Raw genomic sequence first — 24,557 nt, forward strand, 5'->3', positions numbered from 1 at the left:
AAATTAAACCTAAACACTAGAAACATTTCATGGAACGTGAAAATTTTTATATCCTGTTAGACCTCTCCATCGAACCGCCGGAGACTGATCCTGAAGTTATCAAGCAGCGGATCAAAAAGAAACAGACGGAATGGAGCAAGCTGCGCAACCACCCCACCAAGGGACTCCAGGCCCAGAAAAACATCAGCCTGATCCCTGAGATGGAAAAAGTGATGCTGGACCCGCAGCTGCGGGCCGAAGAGCTGGAAGCCGCCAAACAGGTCATCAAGCAGGGAAAAGAAAGCAAATATCCGGAGATCGACCGGCACATCGACATCCTGATGGGCAAGGGCTTTCTCTCACAGGAAGAAGTGATCAAGCTGGCCACTGTGCATGGCCTGTCCCAAAACGAGATCCAGGACCGGATCAATGCCAAGAAACAGGAAAAATTCGGCCATATCGACCGGGCCATCAGCCTTCGCATGGATAAAGGCTATATCACCGAGGCGGAGATCGCCAAAATCGCCAAACGGCATTCCCTGAGCGAGGATGATCTCCGCCGCCGGGTCCGGTGCCCGATAAAAAAAGACGACAAGGAACAAAACGACGTCAAGCCGCGCCACATTGATAAATCCCTTGAGAAAACCATCAATGATAACCTGAAAATCCTGGGCAAATCCTCACTCTATGATTTTCTGGGGCTGCCGGAAAGCGCCGACCTTGAATCCCTGCACGCCCAGGCCAACCGGAAAAAGAAAGAACTGGCCAACATCAGCCGGAAAGATGCCACAGTGACCGCCAGCAACACCCTGGCCGGGCATTGCATGACCATTTTCAAATCCGATGAAAGCCGGAATGCCTACGACATTTCACTGGCCCGCTCCCGGCTGGCCGCGCTTGACTCGGACATCGATATTGCCGCCACCAACGGCAAAGTCCGGCCGGAATACTATGATGTGCTGGTCCAGAAAGCCATGGAGTTCGGCATGGACCAGCAGGAAGCCAACTCCTATATCCAAAGCTACTGCAGCCGCAAAGGCTATAAAATTGACAAGGCCCCGAATAAACGCAAAAAACAGCTGATTATCGGCGGGGCTGCGGCCGCGGCAATCATCGTGGCGATTGTCGCGGGACTGTTTTTTTCGCACATGCATCAGACACAGGTTGAGGAAACCGAATTTCAGTCAATGATGGCCAATGTCCGCCAGCAGCAGAATCCTGAGGAAAAACTGAAGCGGCTGGGTAATTATCTGGACGCCAATCCATCCAGTGAATACCTGGAAAGGGTTCGGCAGGAAATACAAAAGGTACAGGACCAGATCAAAAAACAACAATACGTTGCGGCCCTGGAAAAGGCGGAGCCGCACAAGGCCGCAGAAGAATATGAAAAAGCAACCGCGGTCTACGAGACATTTATTGAGCGCCATCCCAACAATCCCCACGTCAGTCAGGCCAAAAAACAAATCAGTAAAATGGAATCACTTGCCGAAGCGCGGGATTACGAGGCCTTGGAGTCCGTCATGGTCAACGGGGCGCCGGATGAGAAGATCGCCGCGGCCCGGGACTATATCGAGAAGCATCCGAACGGGACGCATAGGGAAGAAATCGAGCAGCTGATCGATGACATGAGCAGCGAATATTTCATATTCGTCAAAAACCGGCTGAATGAATGCGAAAAAGCGGAAAACTGGGAAACATGCATCCGGCTATGCGAAACCTATATTGAATTGTATGATAACAGCCACACGGATCAGCTCAAGCAGTTGCTGCCCAAATATGAAAAACGTCACAGGGATGAACAAATTCTTGCGAATCTAAAGGATAAGGCGGCACAAAAAGGGAATGATTTCAGCGCGGCCAGGCAGGTCTTTCTGGATTACTTAGAAGCCTATCCGGACACCACGGTAAAGGAAGACATTCGCCAGGAATTGGCCCGGCTTGACCAGCGCATCCGGGAAAAACACATAAACGATGCCAAGGAAAAAATCCGTTCCGATCTGAGCCAGGCCGATGACCGGTTTGTTGAAAAAACTGAAGGGGTCGTTCTGGATAAAGAAACCGGACTGATGTGGACCCTGGTGGATTCCGGCATTAGCCGGCCGGATCAGTGCCTTACCTATGACATGGCCCGGCAATACGTCAAAGACCTGTCAACCGGCGGATATTCGGACTGGCGGCTGCCCACGCCAAAAGAGCTGACCGAGATCTATAAAAAAGAGCCATTTTTCCCTTCCAATAAAAACAAATGGTACTGGAGTTCGGAGAATTACTCCCGCTATTCAGATGGATGGCATAAGATCGTTGACACGGTGACCGGCCAAAACAAAACGAATGGGGAGGTTGTTCGCCGGGATGCTGCTGAATGCGGAACCGTTCGAGCAGTCAGAGCCCCCGATTAACAGGAAAGCTGCCCGGATTAGGCTATCCGTTGCCTGATTCGCGGTTTACCGCCTGCCATAGAAGCTCGATCAAGGGTTGCAGAAAATCGATGGCCTGCCCTTCCCGGATCATCTTTAACTCCTCCATCTCATTGGCCGTATTGATTTTATCCGCCTCAACCCCGACTGTGGCCGCCAGCTCCTCCGCATCTATGGCGCTGCGATAGAGCCGGGTGAGCACCAGACGCACGTTGCTGGAGCGCGGCAGGGACAATTTGTCCAAGGCCTGCCGCAGGGTTTTGGCATCCACGGCTTCCAGCCGGCGCACCGCATCTTCAGGTTCAGGCGGCCCGGTTTCTTCGCTTTCCAGAAAATCCGTGAGATCGATCTGTGCTTCATCCGCCTGGGCTTCGGGCGTTTCTGCCTCAGCCGTCTCCTCTTCCTGAGGTTCAGCCGGCAATGTCTCTGGTTCATCCGGTTGAATTTCCGCATCCTCCTCAACCTCAACGGAAACCTCTGATACCTCATAGGCTTCCGGCTCAGCCGCCGCTTCAGCCGACCCTCCGATCAAAATGGTCTCCTGATAAGCCGGGGTTTCGGATAAATCTACATGCGCATAATAAACATACGCCTCACCCATATCCTTGGTCAGCTTGAACCGATTGACTACAGCGATCTGGCGGGTGCTGTCTGAGAGCATTCGATAAATTTTTTCAATTTTTTCGCTGCGGGCCGCTTCCTCACCGAGGGTCGTTCGAACACGCGCCCGGACATGTGAGGGATTGGATTTAAGCGTATACACATCCACGTCATGGCCGTTTTCCAACTTTATCCGAAAGCCGTTTTGAATGCCTTTTAAAATAAAGCCCTGGGCTCTTAGCGTCTCGATCAGGCTTCGCAGTTTGGGATCAATTTTCGGCTTCTTCATAAGCGAAACATCATCAACAGTGGGTTCAGACGGATGCCATGCGGATTTCGCCTGTTACTCAAAATCAATACCCGCCGGCCAGAGATAGTAAAAACCGGAGCGCCCCAATTTAGCAGATTGGGGAAGGCCCAGGTCAATTAAGGATTGCCCGCCCGCCTGAAAGCGGGTTTGCGTATTATAAATATTGTCATTGGGGTATTCGCTCCGGCGGTAGACCACGAGCTTTGCATCTTCCGGCAGACCCGCCATGGCCCGGGTTTTTTCGAATGCATCGTTCAAATAGCCGATTTCATCCACCAGCCCGATTTCAAGCGCCTCATCCGCCAGGAAAATCCGCGCGGTCTCAACTTCGGCCAGGGCCGAATCAGAGAAATCCCGATGCTTTTTAACCAAATCGACAAAACGGCTCCCCAAACTCTCAGCCAGTCCCTGAAAGATCTGCGCCTCTTCTTCAGAGGCCTCCCTGAAGGGAGAGCCCATATCCTTATGCGTACCCGAAGTATGGGTAATGACATCCACACCGATTTTCTCCATCAGGCCGTTTACTTTCGGCCGAAGGAAAATAACCCCCACCGAGCCCGTAATTGATGTGGGATGGGCCATGATCATATCCGCCGGAAGCGCCATGTAATAGCCGCCGGAAGCGGCCACGTTCATCAATACGACGGAAACGGCTTTGCCGGTTTTCTCCTTAAACGCCTGGATCTCATGATATAAGACATCACTGGCTGTCACCGAGCCGCCCGGGGAATCGATCTTAAAGAGCACCGCCTTGATCTCCGGATCTTCTGCCGCCATATTCAGTTGAGAGACGACCTCCTGGACCATGCTCGGTTCTGTCCGCAACAGGCCTTTATGCGAAAAGTCGGATATCATACCGTTTACCGGAATCAAAAGCACCTTTGTATCCGCCCGGCCCTGTAAAGTAAACTCTTTCAAAGGATCCGTGGCATCCGTGAAAAGCTTGACTTGCGGGGACATACAGCCTGCCGCGCAGACAAATAAAACCATTAAGATCAGAATTTTTTTCAAAATCACCTCCATACCCGCCTCCCCCGGCTGAAACAACGGCCCTTTTTAATGAATAAACCGGTTACACCCAAATTGCGTTTAGTTTTAATTTATACTACATTCAGAATAGTCATGTCCATATCCAAAATCGAATAGCGGAGCAAACCATGCGCCTGCTCTTTCTTGAGCCCTTTTACGGGGGCTCGCATCGGGACTTTGCCGATAGCTTTATAAAACACACCAAGCATGATGCGGATCTGTATGCCCTGCCCGCCCGTTTCTGGAAATGGCGGATGCGGGGGGCCGCCCTGCACTTTATTCGTCAAATAAAAGAAATTTCCGCCTATGACGCCCTTATCTGCTCAGACTTAATGGCTCTGACTGACTTTAAAGCCCTTTGCCCCGGCAAATGCCCGCCGGTAATGGTCTATTTTCACGAAAATCAGTTAACTTATCCGGTTCAGCCGGGAGAAGTCCGGGATGCGCATTTCGGATTTACGGATATAACCACGGCCCTTGCGGCTGACCGCGTGGTTTTTAATTCAAACACGCATTTTAATGATTTTTTTGATCATCTGTCCGGATTTATCCGAATGATGCCGGATTACCGACCCGCCTGGGCCATTGAAAAAATCCGGGCCAAATCCGCTGTGTGTTATCCGGGCTGTGATTTCTCCATGGCGGCGGCACCAACGGGGCCGAAAACAGAAAACCCCCCGCTTGTGATCTGGAACCATCGATGGGAGTTTGATAAACAGCCGGACATCTTCTTCAGTGCGCTGGAAACAGTGGCGAAAAAAGGCATTGACTTCCGCCTTGCTGTGCTGGGGGAGTCATATGGCAGCATGCCCCCTGTATTTAAAAGCGTGGAAACCCGATTTAATAAAAAATTGGTTCACTTCGGATATGTCAAGGACAAGGCCGCCTATTTTAAGTGGCTTAGGGCGGGAACAGTGGTGGTAAGCACGGCCATTCAGGAAAATTTCGGCATCGCAATTGTTGAGGCCACACGTTTTGGGTGCCTCCCACTGGTGCCGAACCGCCTGGTCTACCCTGAACTCATTCCGGATGAAATGCACCATCTGTGCCTATACAACACGTTTGAGCAACTCACGGCCAAACTCTCGGGTATTCTAACGGCGCCCCAGGACTATGCAGCCATCCGCCGGCAGCTGGCCGGCAGCATGGCGAAATATGACTGGCGGGAGCGGATCTCCGAATTTGATCAAGCACTGGAAAAAATAGCCGGATAAACGCGTCAAGATAACCCTGGCGGGTCAACGGCCAATAAAAACAAAAACCGGCCACCTTTTCAGACAGCCGGTTTATGAAAAACTTTTTTGGTGGAGCTGAGGGGAATCGAACCCCTGACCTCTTGAATGCCATTCAAGCGCTCTCCCAACTGAGCTACAGCCCCGTTTGAAATAATCCCGGAATTTAATAAAACGTACGTGGGCTGTCAAGCCTTATTTTGAACCCCTATAATATATTGACAAAAAATCAGATAGCCATTAGAAATACAGGAAACCTACCCGGCCCTGGACTGCCGGGCGGGAACGTCTGAAACCTATCGAAATATCTAATCAAAATAAAAAAATTATATATAGTTGGGAGATTGTTAAATGCTTAACAAAATGCGGGAAAGCGCCGGCTCTTGGATGATCAAAGTTCTTCTGGGCATTATTGTGCTGGCGTTTGTTTTCATGGGGGCCGGCAGCTTTAATTCGGGCCGGACTACCAAAGCCGCCAATGTCAACGGCGAACCGATTTCCATTCGCGAATATCAACAGGCATACCAGCGAATGATTGAACGGCTCCGCCAGCAGTTCGGGGACCGGTTTAACAATGAGATGATTGAAATGTTCGATCTCAAGCAGCAGGCCATGAATCAGGTTATTGAAACCGAGCTTCTGCGGCAGACCGCCCGGAAATACAACCTTCAGGTGGTCCCTACTGAATTGGCCGAGACCATCACCCGTATTCCGGCGTTTCAGAAAAACGGGCAATTCAATCAGCAGCAGTATAAAATGGTTTTAAATCAGAACCGCCTGTCTCCGGAGTCTTTTGAGGCCCTCCAGCGGGAATCCATGCTTATCCAGAAATTCCGTTCCATTGTGTCCAGCGGCATCCAGGTTTCCCCGGCCGAAGCCCGGCAATGGTACAACTGGAAAAATGCAGAGATCAAAATCGATTATGCCCTGTTTAAGCCCGCCAATTTTTCTGATATCCCCATTGATGAGGCGGCAGTGAAAGCCTATTACGAGGCGCACAAGGAGCAATACAAAACCCAGCCCCAAATTAAGGCCAGATACCTCAAATTTTCGCCGGAGGATTATTTATCAAAGGTCGAGGTCTCAGAAGCGGAAATCGAGGCCTATTACCGCAATAACAAGAAAAAATATCAGCAGCCGGCAACCGTCCACGCCCGGCACATCCTCCTCAAACTCGATAAAACGGCCAGCCCGGAAGAGGTCGCCAAACGGCGGGAAAAAGCCGTGGAAATCATGGAAAAGGCCAGGTCGGGAAAAGATTTTGCCGGGTTGGCGCAAAAATACTCTGAAGGCCCGAGCAAGGAAAAAGGCGGGGATATCGGCACATTTGAACGCGGGGATATGGTCAAACCCTTCTCTGACAAGGCGTTTTCCATGGAACCCGGCGAAATCAGCGACCCCGTCCGGACCGAGTTCGGCTGGCACATCATAAAGGTCGAAGAAAAAACCGAAAAAAGCATCAACCCGCTGGCCGAAGTCAAGGATCAGATCCGCCAAACCCTTGCCATGGAAAAGGCCAAAAACAAGGCCTATGATGATGCGTTTTCCATGTACAACATCTCATTTGCCGGCGACGATCTGGTTAAGAACACCGAGTCCCGCGAGGACCTCTCGGTTCAGACGACCGATTTTTTCACGCGGGAGAAAGGCCCGGCCGGTGTTTCCGAATCCAAGGCCTTTGCCGAAGCCGCCTTTAAACTGCCTCTGATGGATGTCAGCGATGTCAAGGAACTGGGCAATGCATTTTTCCTGATACAGATCCTTGAAAAAAAGGAGGCACAAATCCCTGAATTTGAAACGGTTCGCGAGCAGGTAATCACGGACTGGAAAAAACAGGAGCGAAAAAAAGCGGCCAAAAATGCCGCCAAAGCATTCCTGACTGATGTCAAATCCGCAGATTCGATTCAAACCGCAGCAAGAGAGGCGGGCATTGAAATCCATACCACGGACTTTTTTACGCGCAACCAATCCATCCCTGAAATCGGCAGGGATCAGGCGCTGATGGATGCGGCGTTTAACCTGTCGGCGTCAGAGCCGCTACCGGATACGCCGATAGATGGCCAAAAGGGTTTTTACATTATTGCGTTTGCTGATAAGCAGATGCCGGATCCGGAAAACTTTGAAACAGAAAAAGAACAGGTGGTGCAACAGCTGCTGAACCAGAAAAAATCCCGCTACATGGATGCCTGGATCGCGCAGCTAAGGGAAAAAAGCGAAATCGAAATATCCGAACAGATAATAAACTAAGGGCCGCGGCCTAATCAACTCCAAGGCCACCCCCGCAACGTTAAAGGGGCACTGTTAACATCATTTAAATAGAGAACCCAGGAACTCGCCAATGGCGAAAATATTCGGCAAAAAAGCCGCAAAGACTGGGAGTCAGATCAACAAGAATCTTCTGGTCAAACGATGTCCCGAGTGCTTCATCAATCTGCCCATGGATGCCAGAGAATGTTTCTCCTGCCACACCAAGGTAGGCAGGGCGGATAAACATGGCAAGGCCAGAAAACGGGGGATGTGGGTTTCCTATGTGACCTGCCTCATCGCATGGGCCATCTTTATCGGCTACCTGAAGTGGGCGTTTTTTTAAGCTAAACGCCGCATTCACATTATTTGGCAAGCATGGCCCGCATCATGTCGGAGGCGTTTTCCGCGTGGTCGGCGATACTGCCGATGGTCTCGGCCAGCCTCACCAGATGAAAAACCGAGATCGGATCGGTTTCGTTGGCAAAAATTTTCTCGATCAGGGCATGTTCGAGCTGGTCCGCATCATGTTCCATCTGGCGGAGATTGCGGATAATTTCCTTCACTTTCCGGCGCTGCTTTTCTGAAAAAGTTTTAAAATATTTCCGTGCCTCGTCCACCATGTGGGCAAGCTCTTCGATGGGCTCGATCACCGCATCCACGAGCAAAAACAGCTCTTTTTCCACGGCCTCCGGAATGCCCGCATCTGAACGGAATGAAAGCCACTTCAACGACTCATGGACCGCATCCAACACGCCATCCTGCTCCCTCAGATAGCGAAACAACTGAAATTTCTCTATGGGCAGCATCACGCCTTTGGGCAGATGCCCGCGTATCCGGCGCTTGATCTCATCCGCCTCGTGTTCGAACCGGATGACTTCCTGGTGATGCTCGTCAAAGGTGTCGCATCGCGTGGATGCATAGCATTCCATAGCCTGCTGAAAGGCCCAGGAACATTCTTTTACTTTTTCAGCATGCTCCTGCAGCGCATCAAACGGGGAAGCAATAAACATATTAAAAAACGGAATTCGCATTCTGTATCTCCTTATATCAAAACAACCAGGCGAGGAATTTAAAGATGCCGACACAGGTAATGGCGGCTATGGGTACTGTAAGAACCCAATATAGCATAATTTTAAATATAATGCTAAAATTGACCGCTTCAAAGCCTCTGGCCATCCCCACACCCAAGACCCCGCCGACCGCCGCATGTGTGGTAGAGACCGGCAGGCCCAGCTTGGAGGCGACCAAAACGGTAGTGGCGGCTGAAAAATCAACCGAAAATCCCCGCGTATTGCTAAGGGTGGTAATCCGGCTGCCCACGGTTTGGATCACCCGGGCCCCGCCCATGGAAATGCCCAGTGCGATCCCCACGCCGCCGAACAAAAGCAGAAAAAAAGGCACCGGCACGGTAGCGCCAATCGTCCCCTTTTTCACCAAAAAATAGATGACCGCCAACGGGCCGATGGCATTGGCCACATCATTGGCTCCCTGGGCCAGAGCCACATAACAGGAGGTGCCGATCTGAATGCGGCGGAAAATGGCTTCCGCGCCCAGTCTAAGCTTCTTTTCTTCATCCAGCTTGTACACAATCAGGCGCCTTCCAAGAAATCCGAGGCTTAAGGCAATAATCAGCGAGATCAGGGCGGCAGCCGGTGTGCTCAAAGCAAGGTTCTTACCCAGCGGGGTTTTAAACAGAAACGACATGGCGATGATAAACACTGTAATGCTGATAAACCACGGCGCCCGCTTCAGGGCGATCACATAGGGATCGGGTTTGGACAACACCGCGCGCACGATCAGCTTGAACATCACAAACCCGATGATCAGACTGAATACCGGGGAAATCACCCAGCTTGCCACCACTGCCCCGAGCACCGGCCAGTGAATGACGGAAACTCCGCCCATGGCAATGCCAAAGCCCACCATGGCGCCCACAATAGAATGGGTCGTGGAGACCGGCAGGGACCGCCAGGTGGCAAATGAAACCCACAGGGAAGCGGCAAGCAGGGCGGAAAGGGCGCCCAGCAGGGCAATATGAGGATCGCTCATTACATCCGGCGATACAATCCCCTTTCGAATGGTGTCGGTCACATGGGACCCGATAAAGGCCGCCCCAACAATATTTAATATGCCGGCGATGAAGATGGCCTGGCGAAGGGTAATCGCCTTGGCGCCAACAGCCGAGGCCATGGAATTGGCCACATCATTGGCCCCGATATTCCAGGCCATGTAAAACCCCACCATAAAACCGACTGTAAGAACAACAATTTCAGTTGGCACGCTGTTCACCGTTTTTGGTCTGAATGGTTACAGTTATGTGACGGCTTAACACACCGACCCGAGCAGCGCAAGGCAAAATCAATGAATCGACTTTTCCCGGACAATCGCGGCAATTTCCCGCTCTCAGGGGGTTGACTCTTTATCATTTGTCAAAACCGATAGAATGTCTTAATTTAAGAATTCTAAAAATTTTTAGCCGGTTTGTATGTCTAACTGAAAAAGGATTGGAAATGCGATATAAACGAATGATTCAAAACCTGACGATCATCATTGGCCTCTCTGTTTGGCTCCTTATAGGCTCCTTGCTGCCCGCAGCGGTCACTACGGCACTGGCAAAAAGCCCCTCAAGCGATGAGACCGCTATTTTCAACCCCAGCAAAACGCTTGCGCACCGCCAGTCAGATCTTAAACCTGATCCGAATGTGACTTTTGGTGAATTCAAAAACGGATTCCGCTACATCCTGATGCCCAACCTAAAGCCCGAAGACCGGGTCAGCATGCATCTTTATATTCAGGCCGGCGCCATGCATGAAACGGATACCGAACGCGGCATTGCCCATTATCTGGAGCATATGCTGTTTAACGGCACGGAAAACTTTAAAGCCGGAGAGCTGGTGAAATACTTTCAAAGCCTGGGCATGCGTTTTGGTCCGGATGTTAACGGCCGCACCGGATTCTACAACACGGTATATGACATTGATCTGCCCGAGGGGGATAAAAAAAGCCTGGACAAGGGCCTGCTGGTGCTTCGCGATTACGCAGCCGGCGCCCTGATCGCCGCTGATGAGGTGGAAAAAGAGCGCTCCGTGATACTGGCGGAAAAACGGACCCGCGATTCGGTCGATTACCGAACATTTGTTGAAACCTTAAAATTTGAATTTCCGGAAGCACTGATTTCCAGCCGACTGCCCATCGGGACCGAAGAAGTCATAAAATCCGCGGACCGGCAACTCCTTAAATCCTTCTATGACAGCTGGTACCGGCCGGCGCGCATGCTTGTCATCATGGTGGGCGACTTTGATGTGAATACGGCGGCATCGCTTATCAAGAACAAATTTGCCGATCTTTCCGCCCGGGGCCCTTTGCGCGACTATCCGGATCCCGGAAAAATAGAGCATAACGGCACTCAGGTCTTCTATCATCATGAGTCTGAGGCGGGCGGCACCACGGCAAGCATTGAAGTGGTGCGCAAACAACCCCAGCCGCTGGATTCAAAGTCCATCCGGCGCAAGCGCCTGCTTTCCAACATGGCCAGCCGGATCATCAATTACCGGCTGGATGAACTGCTTGATCAGCCGGACACCCCGTTTACCTCGGCAAGCATCCATGCCGGCAACTATCTCAATTACGTCCAGGCTGCCGAAATCCGGGCGGACTGCCCGCCGGACAAATGGCAGCCCACGATAGAAACCCTTGAGCAGACCCTGCGAAAAGCTTTGGAATATGGATTTACAAAAAGCGAAATCGAACGGGCGCAAAAGGAATTGACGGCGGAACTGGACCGCCGGGTCAAATCCGCCCCCACCCGGGAAAGCAGCCGACTGGCCCGTCAGATTATAAACGCGCTAAACAGCCGCCGGGTGTTCCAATCCCCGGAACAGGAAAAGCAGCTTCTCGCCCCTATGATCGAGGCGGCGGATGCGGAAGGCATACATGCGGCTTTGAAAAAGGACTGGTCCCCGGAGCACCGGCTGGTATTAGTCACCGGCAATGCGAATTTAACCGGCAAGGATACAGAACCCGAACAACAGATCCGCGAAGTGTTTAATGCCAGCCGCAAAACCCCGGTTCATGCACCGGAAGAACAGGCCATCCTTGAATTTCCCTATCTGGATGCCCCTGCACGGGATCGTAAAATTGCAAAAAAAGAGGAGATCCAGGCCCCTGAGATGATTCGGGTGGAATTTGAAAACAATGTGACCCTTAATATTAAAAAAACCGATTTTAAGGCCAACCAGGTCAAGGCCGCCTTGGTTTTCGGCCACGGCAACAAGGCGGAGCCCTCGGATAAACCGGGGCTCTCCCAGCTTGCCCAAAAGGTGGTCAATTTAAGCGGCACCGGCCGCCTCACCCGGGACCAGCTCAAACGAGCGCTTGCCGGCAAAAACACAAGCACAAGCTTTCAGGTGGAAGAAGATAAGTTTGTGTTTAAAGGCCAGTCGGTTTCCGAAGAAATCCCCCTGCTCTTTTCTCTTTTATACACGCGCATAATGGATCCGGGATTCCGGGAGGATGCCTATAATCTGGCCATGCGCCAGTTCAAACAAAAATATGAATCCTGGCAGCATTCCATCCACGGCGCCCTGATCCTTGAGGGGCGGCGCTTTCTGGCCGGGGGGGACAGCCGGTTCGGATATCCAGATTTAGAAACATTTCAGCAAAATTCCCTGCTCGATGTCAAAGAATGGGTGGGCGGGGCCATGGCCGAAGCCCCGATTGAAATTTCAGTGGTGGGCGATCTGGATGTGGATGCTGTGATTGAAAATGCCCAAAAATACTTCGGCGCCCTGGGATCGCGGAAAGAGTCGTCCGCCTCTGCTGAAGAGGTGAGCGGGCCGATTTTTCCGGCCGGCAAATCCCGGCATATCGAGGTGGCCACCAAAATTAATAAGGGACTTGTCGATATTGCCTACCCCACGGATGATTTCTGGAATATCCACAAGACCCGACGGCTCTCCGTGCTCTCGGCGGTCATGTCTGACCGGATGCGGATTAAAATCCGCGAGAAAATGGGGGCCGCCTACTCGTATCAGGCCTACAACCATCCCAGCCGGGCATTTCCGGGCTTCGGCATATATCATGCGGTGGTTGAAATCGCCCCTGATGATGCGGAATCGATCATTTCAGCTGTTAAAGACATATCGACAAGCCTTGCCGAACAGGGGGTTGATAAAGAGGAACGCGACCGCGCGGTCAAGCCGATTCTAACCAGCATCAAGGAGCGCCAGAAGACCAACGAATACTGGCTCAATAGCGTGCTCAAGGGCTCATCCCGGCATCCGGAACAAATCGAGTGGAGCCGGACGTTTTTTGAGGACTACCAATCGATTACCCCTGAGGAACTGTCCAAACTTGCGAAGCAGTACCTCAAAAATAAAAAAGCCGCTGAATTGATTATCGCCCCGGCACAGATGAGTGTTGAGCCGTCGTTAACCACCCAAAGCGAGCCATCAAGCGCGAAGGATATGTGATGGCGCCGCAAACCGTTACTTTTTCAAACTTTGAGCAATCCGTGCCGGCTGTGCTGGATGCCGTGGGCGCCGGGGCGCACCTGGCCAAACAAGAAAAAATCCTTCTCAAGCCGAATCTGGTCACCTCCATGCCCCATCCGGTGACCACATCCGCGGCATGCTGCCGGGCGGTCATTGAATACATCCGCGCATGCAGTGCGGCGGATATTATTATCGCCGAAGGCACGGGTGATCCCTGCGAAACCACCTATGAGGTGTTTGACAAACTGGGATATACCCGGCTTTCAAATGAACTTGACGTGCCCCTGGTGGATTTGAATGCCGAACCGGTTGAGCAGCACACAAATCCGGATTGCCCGCGCCTCCCTGAGTTGTTTCTGCCAGCCATTGCCTTTACCCATTTTATTATTTCCCTGCCGGTTTTAAAAGTCCACACGCTATCCCAATTTACCGGCAGCTTGAAAAACATGATGGGGTTTGCCCCGCCATCGCACTATGCCGGCGCCGGCGGCATCTGGAACAAGGCCGCGTTTCATCAGGGCCTCCAGCAGGCGATTATCGACCTTAACCGATACCGGAGCCCGGACTTAACCCTAATGGACGCAAGCGTCGGTATGCCGGACCAGCATCTGGGCGGCCGCACTTGTGAGCCGCCTGTGGGAAAACTTGTGGCGGGCTTTGATTCTCTCTCCGTTGACCGCACATCCGCCGGGCTGCTAGGGCTGGACTGGCAAAAGATCGTTCATTTGAAGGATTTTGTGACCGCACAGGGGTAAGTAGCGTTACTTAATTGTTACCTATACGTTACCAAACCACCCCTGTAACGCTTGCCAGCGGCTCCCCCCAGATTTTATAACATATTAAAATAACTTCAAATTAAATGAATCCGACAAGGTTGGCATCCAGCTTGAATAGACACTACCGAGACAATTTTTTCGAGTATCCGATCAAACGCTTAAATAAGGAAAGGAGTGGTACAATGCGTCATCTGGTATGGATGTTTTTGGCGGTTATTTTCATATCAAGCCCGGCAGCGGCGGTGGATCATGGAAATTTCATGGTTGATGAATATGCGGATGGCCCTGCCGTGACCCAAGCCTGCCTGCAATGCCATCATGAGCAGGGCCAGGACTTTATAGAGACCGCCCACTGGCGCTGGAAGGGGCCAGCCCCCCATGTTAGCGGGATTAAAGCCGATAAAGAACTGGGCAAACGAATGCTGATGAACAACTTCTGAGTGAGCATCGAGTCGAACTGGTGCAGTTGCACCAAATGTCATGCCGGCTATGGCTGGCAGGATGAAGCGTTTGATGCTTGTGGAAAGGAAGACGGTTTCTGCTTCGATGACCCGTCAAGGGCCGATTGCCTGGTCTGCCATGACACCACCGGCACCTATGATAAAAAGAAAAATACCTGCGGCTATCCAAACGAATCCGTGGATCTCGGTAAAGTGGCCCGAAATGTCGGCATGCCGGATCGTTCCAATTGCGGGACCTGCCACTGGTATGGCGGCGGCGGCAATAATGTAAAACACGGGGATATGGGCGACGCCCTGGCTGATCCGTCTCCGGATCTTGACTTCCATATGGGGGCGCTTGATTTTACCTGCCAGGAATGCCACACCACCGAGAACCATCGCATCGCCGGCAGAAGCACCACGTCTTCCGTGAGTGAAGGCAAGGTGACGTGCACGGACTGCCACGCCCCTGCCCCCCACGATTCGGATTCCCCGGTGCTGGAGCAACTTAATTCCCACTGCGATGCCATCGCCTGCCAGACATGCCACATTCCGAAATATGCCAAGCAGACGAAGACCACAACGCGCTGGGATTGGTCCAGGAGCGGCGAGCCCGGCAAGATGCTGGAAGAGACTGATCAAAAAACAAAAAAGATAAACAAGAAAAAGGGATTTCTGATCAAAGAAAAAGGGCTAATTCCGTCCTATGACTGGTACAACGGCAAACACCGGCGCTATCTAAAAGGCGATCCGGTTAACATAGCCGGCGTTACGTATTTGAATCCGCCCATGGGCGACATCAATGATCCAGCGGCAAAAATCACGCCCTACAAATTAATGAAAAGTAAAGTGCCGGCGGATAAAAACCTCGAACACCTGATCGTCCCGAAACTCCATAACGGCTATTTCACCAATTATGACTGGCAGGAAGCGGCCCGAAAAGGAATGAAGACCGCCGGTTTGGATTTCAGCGGGGAGATCACATTCGTGGAAACCGTCATGCACTGGCGGCTCAATCACGAAATCGCCCCGAAGCAGGAGGCGCTCTCCTGCCTGGACTGCCATGGCACAGAAGGCGTCATGGATTTCAAGGCCCTGGGCTACAAGGGCGATCCGGCGGTTACCGGCGGCAGAAGCTTAAAATAGTTATTCGGGCCATTTTTGAGGGCATCAAAATCCGTCCATACTGTCATTTCGAGCGTCAGCGAGAAATCTTTACAATAAGATTCCTCGTCGCTGGCGCTTCTCGGAATGACAGTGGCGGAACGGCTTGGAATAACGACTTATATAACTGCAGCTGTGAAAAGAACGGTTTAATTCGTGCTCGTAATCGCCTTAAAATTGCCGCGCACGATTACGAGCACGAAACCCCCTACCTTACTTACACCTAATACCCTACACCCTACACCTTATACCTTATACCTTATACCCAACACCCTACACCTATATTCTATGCCACCTTCCGATCCCGGCCTTTCCATTCCTTGTCGCGCAGTTTGAACTTCTGGATTTTGCCGGTGGCGGTTTTTGGCAGATCACAGAACTCCACGATCTTGGGCGCCTTAAACCGGGCCAGGTGCTCTTTACAGAAGGCGATAATGTCTTCGGCCGCGGCGCTGCTTCCGGGCTTTAAGGTCACAAAGGCCTTGGGCACCTCCCCCCATTTTTCATGGGGCGTTGAGACCACGGCCGCCTCCAGGACTTCCGGATGCTTGTAAAGGGTGTTCTCCACCTCCACGGTGGAAATATTTTCACCGCCGCTGATAATGATATCTTTTTTCCGGTCCATGATCTGGATATAGCCGTCCGGGTGCCTTACCGCCAAATCTCCGCTGTGAAACCATCCGCCGTCAAACGCCTCCCGGGTGGCCGCCTCATCCTTATAGTAGCCCAGCATCACATTGTTTCCCCGCATCACGATCTCGCCGATGGTTTGCCCGTCCCGGGGCACCGGTTCATAGGTTTTGGGATCTACCACATCCGCATACATGGCATTGATATAGGGCACCCCCTGCCGGGCTTTGATGGTGGCCCGCTCTTCTGCTGACCGCTCATTCCACCTGGGCTGCCAGGTACAGATGGTGTGCGGCCCGTAAACTTCGGTCAGCCCGTAGCACTGAATCACCTCGGCGCCGGAGGCCTCCATATTCTGAATCACCTGGGGGGCGGGGGGCGCACCGGCCGTATTGATATTAAGCCTGTGGCTCAGCTTGATATCGTTCTCCTCCAAATAGCCGGACAGACCGATCAGAACAGTGGGCGCAGCGCACAGGTGGGTGACCTGCTCCTTTTCGATGAGATCATAAATCACCGCCGGCTCGACTTTGCGCAGACATACATTTGTCGCCCCCACAGCCGCCACGGCCCATGTATAGCACCACCCGTTGCAGTGAAACATGGGAAGCGTCCAGAGATAAATCGAATCCGGATCCAGGTTGAATTCGATGATCTCGCCCATGGCGTTTAGGTAAGCGCCGCGGTGATGATACATCACCCCCTTGGGTTTGCCGGTGGTGCCGCTGGTGTAATTCAGAGTGAGCACATCGCGTTCATCGCTTACCTCGCAGGGAACCGGTTCGTCTGAGCCGGTCTCCAGAAATTCCTCGTAGCTCATGCCGTCAAGCGGCCGCTCATCGGACACATCACAGATATTGACAAACTGCTCCACAGACTCGAGTTCATCCAGGATCGGCGAAAGCAGCCCGGCAAACTGGTTGTCTGCAACCACCACTTTGGCTTCGGAATGATTCAGAATATAGGCGATCTCAGGCGATGAAAGCCGGATGTTCACCGTGACCAGCGCCGCCCCGATCATGGGCACGGCAAAATGCGCCTCAAGTACCGGCGGAATATTCGGGGCCACGAATGCCACCTTATCGCCCTTTTTCACGCCAGCCGCCTTTAGGGCGCTGGCCAATCGGTTAATGCGGGCATAAAACTCCGCATACGTATACCGCGTATCCCCGTGGATGATGGCGGTTTTGTCCCGAAACACATCAGCGGATCGCCAGATGAATTTTACCGGGGAGAGCACATCATAATTCACACTATCCTGGTTCATAACCTATTCCTCCTAATCCAGATGATGGCCGCATCGCGTCATCCGTTTCTTCATCTGCTCGGAATAATCCGAGTTCGCTTTTACCAGCAGAATTTCCATTGAAAGTATTCCCCCCGGGCCGTGCGCCCGGGACCGAGCTAAAAATAACTTTAAAGGCACTGAGGCACGGTAAATTTGTTCTATCTATTTTTCGGCGGGCACGGTGGCCCGCCCTACGAATGGGGAAAAACCCGATTCATCGTAGGGTCGGCCACCGTGCCGACCATAAATTCTTGATTTCATTAACCTTACACCTTAAACCCTATACCTTAAACCGTGAAGTTACTTAGAAGGGCCTTTACGACTTAACCATCACAATAATTACCCCTATTCTTTACAAGTCCCATGCCAAGAGGTAGAACGAATATAAGTTAATGATTTTTCTTATTAATTTAAAAAATTTGAAAAACAGGAGGGATGCTATAAACGGGTTCGATCGTTCTCAAAAAGATGCATATGGCAGGTTTACTTACTGAGATTAATGGAAAAAAAATTTTGGGTATTATCGTTCTCAATTCAGGATCGATCAAGCCCATATTTTTTCATTTTTTTATACAGGGTGCGGCGGTTGACGCCAAGGCGGTCGGCCGCCCGGCCCCGATGCCACTTGGTATTTTCAAGGGCTGAAAGGATCAGATCCTTCTCATAACCCGCCAGCGCCGTATCCAGCTCAACCGGCGCATCCATTGGCGGCGGGGCCTGGCCGGATTCGGGCGATCTCAGGATATCAAACTGGTGCAGGGTAAAATACCGATGCAGGGCATTCTGCAGCTCCCGCACGTTGCCCGGCCAGTCATAACAGTAAATGGCATCCATGATTTCTCCGGTAATCGGCGGAAGCTCGGAATCCGCCGGATAGCTCTGCCGAAAATGCTCCACCAAGAGGGACAGGTCCTCTTTGCGCTCGCGCAGGGGCGGCAGATGAATCGGGATCACATGGATCCGGTAAAAAAAATCCTCCCGCATGCCGCCGGATTTAACCAGTTCGCGAAGCTTGCGGTGGGTAGCCCCGATAAACCGAATATGGGGATATTGCGGCTGGGTCGCCCCGACCGGCGTATATCCATGGCCTTCAAGAACCCGAAGCAGCTTAACCTGCATGTTAAGGCCAATCTCGCCCAGTTCATCCAGAAAAAGGGTGCCCCCGTCTGCCAGCGCCAGATAGCCGTGCTTGTCCCGTCCCGCGCCGGTGAAGGCCCCCTTTTTATATCCAAAAAACTCGCTTTCAAGCAGTGTTTCCGGGATCGCCCCGCAGTTGACCACCACGAACGGTTCATGCTGCCGGTCGCTGTTTTCGTGAATCGCCTTGGCCACTAGCTCCTTGCCGGTGCCGGATTCCCCGTAAATGATGATATTGGCATCTGTGGCCGCGGCATTTAATATCAGGTCATATACCGCCTGCATGGGCTGGCTCTTGCCGATGATGTCCCCGAACCGGAAACGCTCCCGCATGGAGGATTTAAGCCGCACATTTTCCTTGCGCAAATAGGCCGCCCGCTCGGCAAGGGCCCTTTCCTCCCGCTTTCGCTTGGTGATATCAATCACCAGGGCTTCCAGCTGGCTCACCGCATCACCCCCCTCATATATCGGAGAAAGGATGGCCTCATACCAGCGCCCGTCCATGGGGTGCTCAAATTCGACTCGCTCGGTTCCGCCGCCGAAAACAGACTTCTGACTGCACCAGGAACATGGTTGGCTCAGCCCATACAGGGCCTCATGGCATCGCTCGCCCGTGGCATCCCGGCCGATCTTGTCGATGAGCCCCCGGTTCATAAATGTAATCCGCAGCTCATGGTCACAGATATAGATATCGCCCTGAACCGCCTCAATGATGGTACGCAGCTTGGCCTCGCTTTCCTTAAGCGCCTTTTCCGTGTGCTTAAGGGAGGTAATATCCATAAACGAGGCAATGCTGAGCCTGCCATCCGGCAGCATCCCCACCTTCATAAATATATGGCGGAGCTCACCGGCCCGGTTATACACCCGGCATTCATATTCGGCCGGCGCCGCTTCGTCTCCTTGTCTTCGGGCATAGTGGTAGGCCTGCATCCGCTCCAGATCCTCCGGGGCGACAAACGCCGACCATTTCATGCGGTTCTCGATTTCCTGCTTGGAATAGCCGGAAAGCTTCTCAAACTCGGCATTGGCCATGGCGATGGTCATATCCGGCTCGATAATAATGGAGGCCGCCCCGGATTTTTCAAATGCGCTCAGGTAATGCGTCTGATTCCGGCCGCGATTGGCTGCTTCATGGGTATTTTTATTGGACTCCGCCATTTATCACCTTTTTTCAGTGCCCATCAGTGCCCAGCCGACTGGGCCGATCCCGGAGATTCTGCCGTTTCATCCGCTGAGCGCTCATGGCCTCCCATAACAGCCGCCCCCCCCTCTTATGGTAAAGTAGGTATACTGCCGAATAATCCGGAATGCCGCAAGTTTTATTGCCATCCCGGAATCTCTGATTGTCAAAGCAGGGACCTGCTTGGTTTTCGGTGAAAACGGAATCCGGATCAGGGTCCAGTATGCCGGAAGCGTCTGCCAGGCCCGGGTATCCGGCTCTTCCAGCACAAAAAAAGCAACCCGGATAAGGGCCTCCAGAAACGCATCATCGATATTCTGCGAGATCGCCTCCTTGGCCACCACCCGGGCGGTTTCTTTGGCAATAATTTGGGCGGCCCGCTCTTTGAGCGAAGCTTTTAGCACATGGGCAAGATCTGTTTTAACCCGAAGGCCGTCCATTTTCCCGCAAGCCCCGTAAATAATAGGGGCCTGATAGGCACGGGTCCGCTTCCTGTAGGTGGCGAAAGAAAACCGAATGGAGGGCGGGACTACGATATTCTGCGGGATCTTGACCGGCGAGCGGCCCTGGCTGACAAAAAGGATCACCGCCGGCCCCGGCCCGTATTCGAGAGCCTGGCGCTGTGCGGGGGAAAGATGCTTTTCATACTTTGCCGCCTCATCCGAAAACCCCAGCCGACGGGCAAGCATCACCAGGCGGTCCGCCACCGGCGCGGGGTCGCCCAGCGCCCTGGCGAGCTTCTTGTACTCGATATAGGCGCCGTTTACCTCTCCGTTGGCTTCAAAGCAGTGCGCGATAAGCGCGCGGGTAAAATAGGCGCCCGCCAGGGCGTCCGGATAAGCATCAAAGACCTCCAGGGCCTGTTTGGCCTCAACCATGGCATCCTCCGGGTCATGGCTCAACAGGTAGTTCATCATCAGGTAGGTATGCACCCACAGTCGCTCGGCATACTCACCCTTATAATTGGTCAGCCGCTCAGAGGTAACCAGAGATCCGGCCTGACGGCTGGCACTGATGACCTCCTGACGGTCAATCAGATCCGCAGCCTGCCGGAGCATCCGTATGCTTTGGGCATAATCCTTCTGATGATGAAGGATGACCCCCTTTTCCATAAAATAAAGCAGCCGGTCCCGCCGGGAGACCTCTGCTTCATCTTCAAGCACTTGAACGGCATAATCCAGCCGGCCGTCATAGAAAGACTGCCGGGCGAGCTGTAGCTTACCTGAGGCGCACCCGCCTGCCGTCAGCAGGAGCAGGCAGACGAGTGCCGCCAGGCGCCTTTTAAAGCCCCGATTCTGCATATATTTAAATCACTACCAGCCGATAAAGGGCTTGGCCGCTTCGCGCACAATTTCCACACTTTCAGTCCACTCAATAAGACCCGTCTCCAGATCCGTAAGCTCCAGGGTCAGGCTGTAATACTGAAGGGTTCTCCGCTTCAGCCGCATCTGCTTGGGCTGTTTTTTCTTGATCGAGCGCAGGGTGCCGGTCAGCATATACTCCGCGCCCACCTGCCGGGACCGCTTGATCCGGGTTTCCGGACTGACATTGCCGCTGTATTGATACCCCAGTTCCTTTTGAATACTCTGGCGCTGGGTTTTATTGACAAACCGGGCCTTGCCCGTGGCCAGGATCTCCTGCCGGATGTCATCGGTAATGCCGCTGGTATCAATATGCTGGCTGGTCCGGTTGGCCACATCATAGACCACGATCACTGGACGCCCCTCCCGGCAGCACAGCGGGGGCTTATTGGCCAGTGAGGTGACCAGTTCGTCCACAATCACCTTTTTATCCGTAAAATCATAGGCTTCATCATAATGGATGTCTGCCTCCGGCGATATATCCCGGGTGGTGGCCCGGCAGCCGGCAATGAGCACGGCGCACAGGCAGACAATTATATAAAGCCGCCATTTCCTCAACTGGATAATCATTTGTTGCCTTCCTTTCCTAAAATATTGATGGCTTCGCAATGAGCGATTTATTCCGCCGCGACGGTATTTTTGCAGAAAGTAACTTTTGATTCGTACTCGTAATCGTACTCGTACTCGTGCTCGTACTCGTAATCGGCCTTTAAATTTCCCGAGTACGATTACGAGCACGAGTACCGTCCCGCTCATGCGGGACTGAGTACGATCAGCTCCTTGAAAACGATGATTAAAATAAATGTTAACTCAAAGCGCTTTGATCAAGCAAGCATTTCAAAACGAATTCTGTTTGCTTGCCCTAAAATTATTTGTTATGAATAACCACTCTTTTCTGGATAAAGTATAACAGGCGGAAATAATGAATCAATCAAGTTTTACTGAAAACCTCACCAACAAGGTGTGGAAATTTTTTGCCTCCGTGAAACTCTCTGTGGTGGTGCTGCTCGCTTTGGCGGCCACCTCGGTCATCGGTACCATCATACCCCAGAACGCCAGTCCGATGATGTATCTGCAGAGGTATGGAGAGACCCTTTACAGCATCTTCAACGCACTGGACTTTTTTGATATGTACCATGCGTGGTGGTTTCAGCTGCTGATGGGGCTGTTGACCATCAATATCATCATCTGCTCCATTGAGCGGCTGTCCAAAACCTGGAAAATCATCTTTCCCAAAAAGATCAATTTTCAGGCCAATCGATTTCGCAAATCGCCGAATCGAGTGGAATGGACGGCGGATGCAAAACCGAATGGGCTGAAAACTCCCTATAAATCCTATCTCGCCAGACACTACCGGCACATCACTACCCAGGAAACCGACAGCGGCCTGCTGATATTCGGCGAGAAGGGCCGCTGGACGCGGCTGGGCGTCTATGCCGTGCATTTCAGCATCCTGCTTCTCGTCATCGGCGGACTGATCGGCTCCTTTTTCGGCTTTGAAGGGTTTGCCAATGTGCCCGAGGGGAAAAGCGTTCAGCAGATATCCCTGAGAAACCAGGATGAGCAAAAAAGGCTGCCCTTTGCCATCCGCTGCGACGACTTTTCCATCAGCCACTATGACTCCGGCATGCCCAAGGAATACCGTTCCTCGGTTGCCATCCTAAATGACGGGGAGGTCGTCCATAAGGCCGACATCCGGGTCAACGATCCGCTGCGCTACCAGGGCATCAATATCTTTCAATCCAGCTACGGCCGCACACCCGGGGAAAAGTTTACGGTGGTGTTTACGGATCCGGAATCCGGCATGACCTATGAAAAACAGGGCGCTATAGGGGCTCGCATCCCCATGCCGTCGGATAAAGGCACCCTGGTGGTCGAAGATTTCCGGAGTAACTTTAATTTCCGCGGCCACAACATCGGGGATTCCTTTATCTGCCGAACCATCCCCCCGGAAAAACAGCCTGATCCGGAAACCGGGAATTTCTTTGTCCTTCCGCTTAACCACCCGCGCTTTGACCGGATGCGGGGCGGGGATTTTGCGATTTCGGTCAAAGATATTGAATTCGGCTATTATACGGGGCTGCAGGTTACCCGGGATCCCGGTGTGCCGGTGGTATATGCGGGGTTTATCCTCATTATCATCGGCTGCTACATTACCTTTTTTATGTTGCATAAGCAGGTTTGCGTGGAGCTTGCGGAAAAAAACGGTCAGACGCAGGTCATGCTGGCCTGTGTGTCCGGCAAGAACCGGCCGGGCATGAAAGCGGCCGCCCGTCGACTGGCCGGGCAGCTGAAAAATATGCAAAATACCGATGAAAGGTAACCCATGATAACCAGTTCAGGTTTGTTTTCAATTATTACATTTATTTATGGGCTGGCTGTCCTTCTGTATATCAGTGCCTGGATATTTAAAAAGGAACTGCCCGGAAAACTGGCCACTGCGGCCACAATTACCGCGGTGACCGGGAATTTGATCGGGATTATCCTTCGCTGGATCGAATCCTACCAGATGGGCTACGGCCATGCCCCGCTATCCAATCTCTATGAATCCCTGGTGTTTTTTGCCTTCTGCATCGCCGCCTTGTACCTGTTTCTAGAATTTCGCTATAAACTCCGGATTATCGGCGTGGTGGCAAGCCCCATCTCTTTTCTGGCTATGGCCTATGCGTCGCTGCCCAAAGTGAACAGCAGCATTGAACCCTTAATCCCCGCGCTCCAGAGCAATTGGCTGATCGCGCACGTGATTACCTGTTTTATCGGCTATGCCGCTTTCGCCGTGGCCTTTGGCATCAGCCTCCTCTATTTTATCAAAGCCGGCCGCGATCATCAGACGGGCGGGGTTGCCGGAAAAATTCCCCATGTGGACATGTTAGATGAGCTGACCCATCAGATGGTCATGTTCGGATTTCTCTTCCTTTCGGCAGGGATCATCACCGGCGCGGTATGGGCCAATCAGGCCTGGGGCCGGTACTGGGGATGGGACCCGAAGGAGACCTGGTCGCTTATCACCTGGCTCATCTATGCATCCCTTTTGCATGCCCGGATGATGCGGGGCTGGACCGGCAAAAAGATTGCAGTCCTCTGCTGCGCGGGTTTCCTGGCGGTAATCTTTACCTATTTCGGCGTCAACCTGCTTCCGGGATTGCATAGTTATCAGTAATTTGACATTTTTATTGACATCCGGCTTCAAAATAGATATCCAATTTTTCTTTAAATATAATAAACGCAAATGGATATGCATGGATCAATACGGGGATAATCACACATCAACGTAG

General features: G+C 52.4%; 18 protein-coding genes and 1 tRNA gene. 10 read left to right on the top strand and 9 right to left on the bottom strand.

Features of this window, described 5'->3' with window-relative positions; translation table 11 throughout:
- Positions 1-29: 29 nt before the first annotated feature.
- Positions 30-2,378, top strand: coding sequence for a DUF1566 domain-containing protein (locus U5L07_04305; protein MDZ7830954.1), 2,349 nt, complete (start codon positions 30-32; stop codon positions 2,376-2,378).
- Between the two features lie 22 nt (positions 2,379-2,400).
- Here U5L07_04305 and U5L07_04310 read toward each other — a convergent pair whose 3' ends face one another.
- Complete coding sequence (locus U5L07_04310) at positions 2,401-3,285, bottom strand: hypothetical protein (protein MDZ7830955.1); 885 nt, start codon at positions 3,283-3,285, stop codon at positions 2,401-2,403.
- 54 nt (positions 3,286-3,339) lie between these two features.
- A complete protein-coding gene (gene sppA / locus U5L07_04315; GenBank protein ID MDZ7830956.1) occupies positions 3,340-4,329 on the bottom strand; it encodes a signal peptide peptidase SppA in 990 nt (329 codons plus the stop codon).
- Positions 4,330-4,463: 134 nt separating this feature from the next.
- Here sppA and U5L07_04320 point away from each other — a divergent pair, with 134 nt between their 5' ends.
- Positions 4,464-5,549 carry a DUF3524 domain-containing protein gene (locus tag U5L07_04320; GenBank protein MDZ7830957.1) on the top strand — a complete coding sequence of 362 codons (1,086 nt, stop codon included), beginning with the start codon at positions 4,464-4,466 and terminating at the stop codon, positions 5,547-5,549.
- An 88-nt stretch (positions 5,550-5,637) separates the two neighbouring features.
- Here U5L07_04320 and U5L07_04325 read toward each other — a convergent pair.
- Positions 5,638-5,713: transfer RNA gene (locus tag U5L07_04325), tRNA-Ala, on the bottom strand.
- 205 nt (positions 5,714-5,918) lie between these two features.
- On the opposite strand from U5L07_04325, the gene U5L07_04330 reads away from it, so the two are divergent.
- Entirely contained in the window at positions 5,919-7,814 is a 1,896-nt protein-coding gene (locus tag U5L07_04330) for a SurA N-terminal domain-containing protein (protein ID MDZ7830958.1), read from the top strand.
- A gap of 91 nt (positions 7,815-7,905) precedes the next feature.
- Positions 7,906-8,157 carry a hypothetical protein gene (locus tag U5L07_04335; GenBank protein MDZ7830959.1) on the top strand — a complete coding sequence of 84 codons (252 nt, stop codon included), beginning with the start codon at positions 7,906-7,908 and terminating at the stop codon, positions 8,155-8,157.
- 19 nt (positions 8,158-8,176) lie between these two features.
- Here the strand turns inward: U5L07_04335 and U5L07_04340 are convergent, their stop codons facing one another.
- Positions 8,177-8,845 carry a TIGR00153 family protein gene (locus tag U5L07_04340; protein ID MDZ7830960.1) on the bottom strand — a complete coding sequence of 223 codons (669 nt, stop codon included), beginning with the start codon at positions 8,843-8,845 and terminating at the stop codon, positions 8,177-8,179.
- 16 nt (positions 8,846-8,861) lie between these two features.
- Entirely contained in the window at positions 8,862-10,094 is a 1,233-nt protein-coding gene (locus tag U5L07_04345) for an inorganic phosphate transporter (protein MDZ7830961.1), read from the bottom strand.
- 230 nt (positions 10,095-10,324) lie between these two features.
- Between U5L07_04345 and U5L07_04350 the strand changes: the two genes are divergently transcribed.
- The 4 genes from U5L07_04350 to U5L07_04365 all read left to right on the top strand — a co-directional run bounded on the left by U5L07_04350 (position 10,325) and on the right by U5L07_04365 (position 15,668).
- On the top strand, positions 10,325-13,285 hold the full coding sequence (locus tag U5L07_04350; protein MDZ7830962.1) for an insulinase family protein: 2,961 nt from the start codon (positions 10,325-10,327) through the stop codon (positions 13,283-13,285).
- The gene (locus tag U5L07_04355; GenBank protein ID MDZ7830963.1) at positions 13,285-14,061 is read left to right on the top strand and encodes a DUF362 domain-containing protein; all 777 of its coding nucleotides are present in this window, start codon (positions 13,285-13,287) and stop codon (positions 14,059-14,061) included. Before U5L07_04350 ends, U5L07_04355 begins: the two co-directional genes overlap by 1 nt.
- Positions 14,062-14,264: 203 nt before the next feature.
- Positions 14,265-14,522 carry a hypothetical protein gene (locus U5L07_04360; GenBank protein MDZ7830964.1) on the top strand — a complete coding sequence of 86 codons (258 nt, stop codon included), beginning with the start codon at positions 14,265-14,267 and terminating at the stop codon, positions 14,520-14,522.
- On the top strand, positions 14,523-15,668 hold the full coding sequence (locus tag U5L07_04365; GenBank protein ID MDZ7830965.1) for a tetrathionate reductase family octaheme c-type cytochrome: 1,146 nt from the start codon (positions 14,523-14,525) through the stop codon (positions 15,666-15,668).
- A 304-nt stretch (positions 15,669-15,972) separates the two neighbouring features.
- On the opposite strand, the gene U5L07_04370 is transcribed toward U5L07_04365, so the two are convergent.
- From U5L07_04370 to lpoB, 4 genes are all read right to left on the bottom strand, one after another.
- The gene (locus tag U5L07_04370; GenBank protein MDZ7830966.1) at positions 15,973-17,583 is read right to left on the bottom strand and encodes an acyl--CoA ligase family protein; all 1,611 of its coding nucleotides are present in this window, start codon (positions 17,581-17,583) and stop codon (positions 15,973-15,975) included.
- Between the two features lie 555 nt (positions 17,584-18,138).
- Positions 18,139-19,899: a sigma 54-interacting transcriptional regulator gene (locus tag U5L07_04375; protein MDZ7830967.1), complete on the bottom strand. Its 1,761-nt coding sequence runs from the start codon at positions 19,897-19,899 to the stop codon at positions 18,139-18,141.
- Between the two features lie 81 nt (positions 19,900-19,980).
- Positions 19,981-21,222: a hypothetical protein gene (locus tag U5L07_04380; protein MDZ7830968.1), complete on the bottom strand. Its 1,242-nt coding sequence runs from the start codon at positions 21,220-21,222 to the stop codon at positions 19,981-19,983.
- A gap of 12 nt (positions 21,223-21,234) precedes the next feature.
- A complete protein-coding gene (gene lpoB, locus U5L07_04385) occupies positions 21,235-21,852 on the bottom strand; it encodes a penicillin-binding protein activator LpoB (protein MDZ7830969.1) in 618 nt (205 codons plus the stop codon).
- A 352-nt stretch (positions 21,853-22,204) separates the two neighbouring features.
- Here lpoB and U5L07_04390 point away from each other — a divergent pair, with 352 nt between their 5' ends.
- Complete coding sequence (locus U5L07_04390) at positions 22,205-23,605, top strand: cytochrome c biogenesis protein ResB (GenBank protein ID MDZ7830970.1); 1,401 nt, start codon at positions 22,205-22,207, stop codon at positions 23,603-23,605.
- Positions 23,606-23,608: 3 nt separating this feature from the next.
- A complete protein-coding gene (gene ccsB / locus U5L07_04395; protein MDZ7830971.1) occupies positions 23,609-24,442 on the top strand; it encodes a c-type cytochrome biogenesis protein CcsB in 834 nt (277 codons plus the stop codon).
- The last annotated feature ends 115 nt before the right edge of the window (positions 24,443-24,557 follow it).

Source organism: Desulfobacterales bacterium (assembly GCA_034520365.1).
Taxonomy (GTDB): Bacteria; Desulfobacterota; Desulfobacteria; order Desulfobacterales; family Desulfosalsimonadaceae; genus M55B175.